Below are 5279 nucleotides of genomic sequence, written 5' to 3' on the forward strand. Positions count from 1 at the left end.
CTGCTAAACAACAACTTGAAGCCGTCGGTACGCGTTCTGAGTCGCCTTGTACGGAATTCAACATCATATGGCGACCATTATGGTTACCGGAAGCCACATTCCTGATGATCGAAATGGAATGAAGTTTAATTTGCCAATAGGTGAAATACTTCAGGCTGATGAGCAAGCCATCAAACAACAATGGGTTGATATTCCGGATGAGCTGTTTGATGACCATGGTGCATTTATCAAACAAGATGCTGTGTTAACTGAGCCATCTTTCTCTGCTCAAAAACACTACATAGAGCGCTTTACTCAGTTTTTACCTGATAATTGTTTGGCAGGCATGACGGTGGGTGTATATCAGCATTCTGCTGTGGGTCGAGATGTGCTGCAACAAATCTTGTCTGCACTTGGGGCTAACACAATTAGTCTAGGCAGGAGTGAGCAGTTTGTATCAGTAGATACTGAAGCCATTCGGCCTGAAGATGTCGAACTTGCTCAACAGTGGGCAAGCGAACAGGCTTTGGATGCGATTGTGTCAACAGACGGGGATAGTGATCGACCTTTGATCAGTGATGAACATGGACGCTGGCTCAGAGGTGATATTGTCGGCTTATTAACCGCGCTCTACCTGAGGGCGGATATCGTGGTTACGCCTGTCAGTAGTAACTCTTGCGTGAACGCCGACTTTTTTGAACAGGTGTTGCGAACACGAATCGGCTCACCCTATGTGATAGCAGCCATGCAAACAGCGGCTACAAACTCGCCTGAAAAAGGTGTGGTGGGATATGAAGCGAATGGTGGATTTCTGCAGCAATCAGCCATTGAGCTATCAGGAAAAACTCTAAGTCCACTACCAACACGTGATGCCATCATTGTGATTTTAAGTGTCTTATTACTGGCAAAACAAAGGCAACAGACAGTCTCTGAACTGAATGCATCGATGCCTGCGATTTATACCAGCAGCGATCGCCTGAAAAACTTCGCATTGGAAAAAAGCCGTTTATTGATGGATACGTTAATCGTGGATAAGCAGATTAATAGCATGCAGGTACAACAGTTGTTTCCTTTTATGGGCGAGATCAAAGCAGTGGATACCACTGATGGTGTCAGACTATCTTTTGCAGATGATGAAATCATTCATGTCAGGCCTTCAGGTAATGCACCTGAATTACGTTGTTACACTGAAGCTAGTCGTGAAGAACGAGCCATAGAGCTGAATCAGCTTGCTCTGAAAGCGATGAGTGACTGGTCTGAGTCTGTTTAACAAAAGTCTGTCTATCTAGAAGTTGACGGTTCCTGGGTCAGAGAGGTCTCTCCAATGCCCGGTTAATGGTCTCAATTAATAATTCAAAGTTGACTGGCTTAGTCAGATAATAATCGAAACCCGCCTTCAACCCTTTATCAATATCATGAGGCATGGCATTCGCGCTCAGTGCAATCGTTTTGATGTCACGGGTGATCGCCGAACGTTTGAGGGCTTCTAATGCCTCAAAACCGTTCATCCCCGGTAAGTTAATATCCATCAGAATGACTGCTGGTTCATATTGTCTGGCTAATTCCAAGCCTGTTTCAGCATCGCTAGCAGCGATAAGGTCAAACTGAATATATTGTCTAAAGACTCTTTTAATCAAATTGAGATTAGTTGGGTTATCTTCAATACATAAGATTTTGACGTGCTCCTTGGAGTCATCCTCCATTTGTTCTGGTTCGTGATGTTCAGATGATAATAGAGAGCCGTTTGTCACCTTGGAACGTTGCAGTTCAATCCAAAATGTGGCGCCTTTGTCTTGCTCACTTTCAAAGCCAAAGCGTCCGTTCATAAGTTTAATCAGCTCTCGGCTGATGACTAAACCGATACCTGTGCCCTGTATACCTGAGTTATCTTTATCAAGACGATCGAAAGGTTCAAACAGGCGACGTTGTAATTTTTCATCAATGCCGTAGCCGGTATCCTGGATAGCAATACGAAGAGAGGATTTATAAGTACTGCTTATAATAATCTTAATTTTGCCATTCGGTTTGTTGTATTTGGCCGCGTTAGATAAAAGATTGAGTAACACCTGTTTGAGTTTAATGTGATCGGCTTTCACAAATAAAGATGAAATATTGGCTGGATATGACTCTTCAATATGCAGATTTAAAGACTGAATTTGAGTTTGAATAAAGGGAATAAGGTCATCAATAAGCGGTTTTAATTGCACATCTTCCACTGAGACTGACATATGGCCGCTTTCAATACGTGATAAGTCCAGTATGTCATTAATCAGTGAGAGTAGATGATTTCCTGAATTCTCGATCATGCTGACCGATTCACGTTGATCTTCATTTAGATTATCTAGCTGTAAGAGCTGCGAGAAACCAATGATGGCATTGAGTGGTGTGCGAAGTTCATGACTCATTTTTGCTAGAAATTCACTTTTTGCTTCATTAGCGTGCTTGGCCTGTTGCATGGCCTTGATTAACTCTTGCTGATATTGGTGACGTTCTGAAATATCCCGAATTACACCAATATAGAATTTCCGATGGCCAAATTGCATCGGACTGATGTTAAGTTCAATGGGAAATTCGGTGCCGTCTTTTCTGGTGGCAGATAAAGAACGCGTTCTGTGTATGATTTTAGGCTCATGAATGTTGGCATGCTTAAGATAACTATCATGTTTATGTCGTTCATTTTTATCTATCAGAATAGAAACTGGTTGACCGATAAGTTCCGCTTCCTGATAACCAAATAACAGACAGACAGCGGGGTTCACCATGGTGATTTTTCCAACATCATCAATAGTGACAAAGCCATCATCAGTCTGTTTTATGATGGCATCACGTTGTTGTAGTGAGGCAATGCGTTGTTGCGTCGAGCGGCGGTAGAAATAGGTACCAAATGCCGTCATGAAAATCACAAATACGATGCTGATAACCACACTGAATAATAAGGAACGATAGAGTTTATAAACTTCGGCGACTTCTGTTTCCGTCACGATTCCCATATTCAGATGGTCATCCCAGCGCCAGCTACCGATGACTTTGATACCGCGATAATCACGATATCCTTTCAGACTTACACCCGTCTGGTGTTGGGTCAATGATTTCGCCATCAGTGTGAGTGGAGCATTGGCAGCAACTTGTTTTTTCTCAGAGCTTAAGAGATTGACGCCGGGATCTCGCACTTCCAGTGCCAATTCGCTTAATGGATGAGCGGCATCAATTAATCCAGCTTGGATAAGCTGCTTAGTAAACTTACTTTGAGTGAGCATTCGCCCATGTTCATCTATTGCGTAGGCTTGGCCTGTTTGCCCCACTTGGTTTTCATGAAAAGCAGGGTTGAAAATCTTGTCGGGATCGATTTCGAAAGCAAAAAAAGCAACTGTTTTTCCAGCCCAATCATGAACGGGAGCAATAAAAAGCATAGTTGGCGTGGGGTAATTCTGCCCAAGTGTTTCCTGCCATGAGCTTGAAGGCATAAAAGGGGGGGACGTGTAGACTGTGTTTGTCGGTAAATCCGTACGGATGTTGAGAGGAAGTCGGACTTGATGTCCTTCGTTTGCAAAGCCACTCACTCCCGATAAAATCATGTCGCCATGCGTTGTGAACAGCTTGTAGTCAAGGTAACCTTCATTACTCAATATCGCTTTGATGTTGCCATCAACAAGTCGATATAAATCTTGTTGCATCACTTTGTTATCCTGCTTATTCGCTAATAAAGCAATCTGCTGAATAACGGTGTTTTCTGCCCAGTAGAGGCTGTTACGTTGATGATTGGTGTAGGACTGTTTAACGCGATTGATGGATGTGGTCAGTGCGGTATTGAGGCGTGTAGTCACGTCTTCCTGAATCAAGGAAAACAGATGAGACGCAGCCACAGTGGCTGTTATCACTGCGACTAATAAAATAACGATGGCAACCACAACAGGTTTACTTAACCACTTACTCTTACTCACCTGAAATGATGCACCTTTCTATTTTTTTATTATGAAAGTGTCAATGCCATTTTGTTGGCATAATCAACCAAATTTAAAGCAGCGGCTATTCGAGCACAAACATTCCTATCCTGTCCAGTATTAAAGCCGTTCTCAAAATCATGATTTAACGCATATTGTGACTTCTCATTGACGTTTTTAGTGTGTAGTATCGAGGATGATGATTACATCAAATATTTAAGAATGTAGTCAGGGGCATGAGCAGAGACGCGAGTCCCTCATGCTGAATTGTCGAGACATCCGAAGGAAGCACAGCATGCTGGAGAATTATCTCCCGATTTTGTTGTTTATCATCATCGGCATCGGTTTTGGTGTTCTGCCATTGCTGGCCGGCTTTGTATTGGGGCCTCGGCATCCTGACAGTGAAAAACGATCAGCCTATGAATGTGGATTCGAGCCTTTTGAAGATGCCCACATGAAGTTTGATGTTCGTTATTATCTTGTTGCTATTCTTTTCATCATTTTCGATTTAGAAATTGCATTCCTTTTTCCATGGGCCATTGTTTTAGATGAGATCGGTGTGTTTGGTCTCTTGGCCATGTTCCTATTTTTAGGCATTTTGGTAGTTGGGTTTGTATATGAATGGAAAAAAGGAGCGCTGGAGTGGGAATAGAAGGTGTTCTCGAAAAAGGCGTTGTCACCACATCGGCTGACAAACTCATTAACTGGGCAAGAACCGGATCTTTATGGCCAATGACATTTGGTCTGGCCTGTTGTGCAGTAGAAATGATGCATGCCGGGGCGGCACGTTACGATTTGGATAGATTTGGCATTGTATTCAGAGGCAGTCCGCGACAATCGGATGTGATGATTGTGGCTGGCACGCTGGTCAACAAAATGGCACCTGCCTTGCGTAAAGTCTATGACCAGATGTCTGAACCACGCTGGGTTATTTCAATGGGCTCCTGTGCCAACGGCGGTGGTTATTATCATTATTCTTATTCCGTTGTTCGTGGCTGCGATCGGATTGTCCCCGTCGATATCTATGTGCCAGGCTGTCCACCAACGGCTGAAGCTTTACTGTATGGCATATTACAGCTGCAGAAAAAAATTCATCGTACTAACACCATAGCCAGACAAACCTCATAGCGACCTGTTTTTATGATGCAAACCTTAAAAGCCAAACTAGAACAGAATTTTTCAGATGCGTTACTCGATTGTGAGCTGGTTCGAGATGAAATTACTTTGCATGTGGGGGCTGAACACATTATTGAGGTTTGTACGACCTTACGAGATGACTATCAATTTGAACAGTTGATGGACTTGGCCGGTGTAGATTACTCAGAGTATGGCGGGAGTAGTTGGGAAACTAAACAATCG

4 protein-coding genes and 1 pseudogene are annotated in these 5279 nt (G+C 43.2%); 4 read left to right on the forward strand and 1 reads right to left on the reverse strand.

Annotation, left to right across the window (positions count from 1 at the left end; translation table 11 throughout):
* Positions 1-118 precede the first annotated feature (118 nt).
* On the forward strand, positions 119-1249 hold the full coding sequence (locus B4K20_RS04085; protein ID WP_289281992.1) for a phosphomannomutase: 1131 nt from the start codon (positions 119-121) through the stop codon (positions 1247-1249).
* Positions 1250-1286: 37 nt separating this feature from the next.
* Here B4K20_RS04085 and B4K20_RS04090 read toward each other — a convergent pair whose 3' ends face one another.
* A complete protein-coding gene (locus B4K20_RS04090; protein ID WP_289281993.1) occupies positions 1287-3920 on the reverse strand; it encodes a PAS domain S-box protein in 2634 nt (877 codons plus the stop codon).
* Positions 3921-4215: 295 nt separating this feature from the next.
* Between B4K20_RS04090 and B4K20_RS04095 the strand changes: the two genes are divergently transcribed.
* From B4K20_RS04095 to B4K20_RS04105, 3 genes and pseudogenes are all read left to right on the forward strand, one after another.
* Positions 4216-4572 (forward strand): NADH-quinone oxidoreductase subunit A, encoded by a 357-nt coding sequence (locus B4K20_RS04095; RefSeq protein ID WP_007146561.1) that lies wholly within the window; start codon positions 4216-4218, stop codon positions 4570-4572.
* Entirely contained in the window at positions 4563-5048 is a 486-nt protein-coding gene (locus tag B4K20_RS04100) for a NuoB/complex I 20 kDa subunit family protein (protein ID WP_289281994.1), read from the forward strand. Before B4K20_RS04095 ends, B4K20_RS04100 begins: the two co-directional genes overlap by 10 nt.
* Before the next feature lie 12 nt (positions 5049-5060).
* Positions 5061-5279: pseudogene (locus B4K20_RS04105) on the forward strand (NADH-quinone oxidoreductase subunit C); the annotation flags it as partial.

This window comes from Methylophaga sp. UBA5088, from assembly GCF_002414625.1.
GTDB lineage: Bacteria > Pseudomonadota > Gammaproteobacteria > Nitrosococcales > Methylophagaceae > Methylophaga > Methylophaga marina.

What these genes read in the sequence shown, in the direction of transcription:
- B4K20_RS04095 (WP_007146561.1), top strand. Translation starts at nt 4,216, where the DNA reads ATGCTGGAGAATTATCTCCCGATTTTGTTGTTTATCATCATCGGCATC.
- B4K20_RS04085 (WP_289281992.1), top strand. Translation starts at nt 119, where the DNA reads ATGAAGTTTAATTTGCCAATAGGTGAAATACTTCAGGCTGATGAGCAA.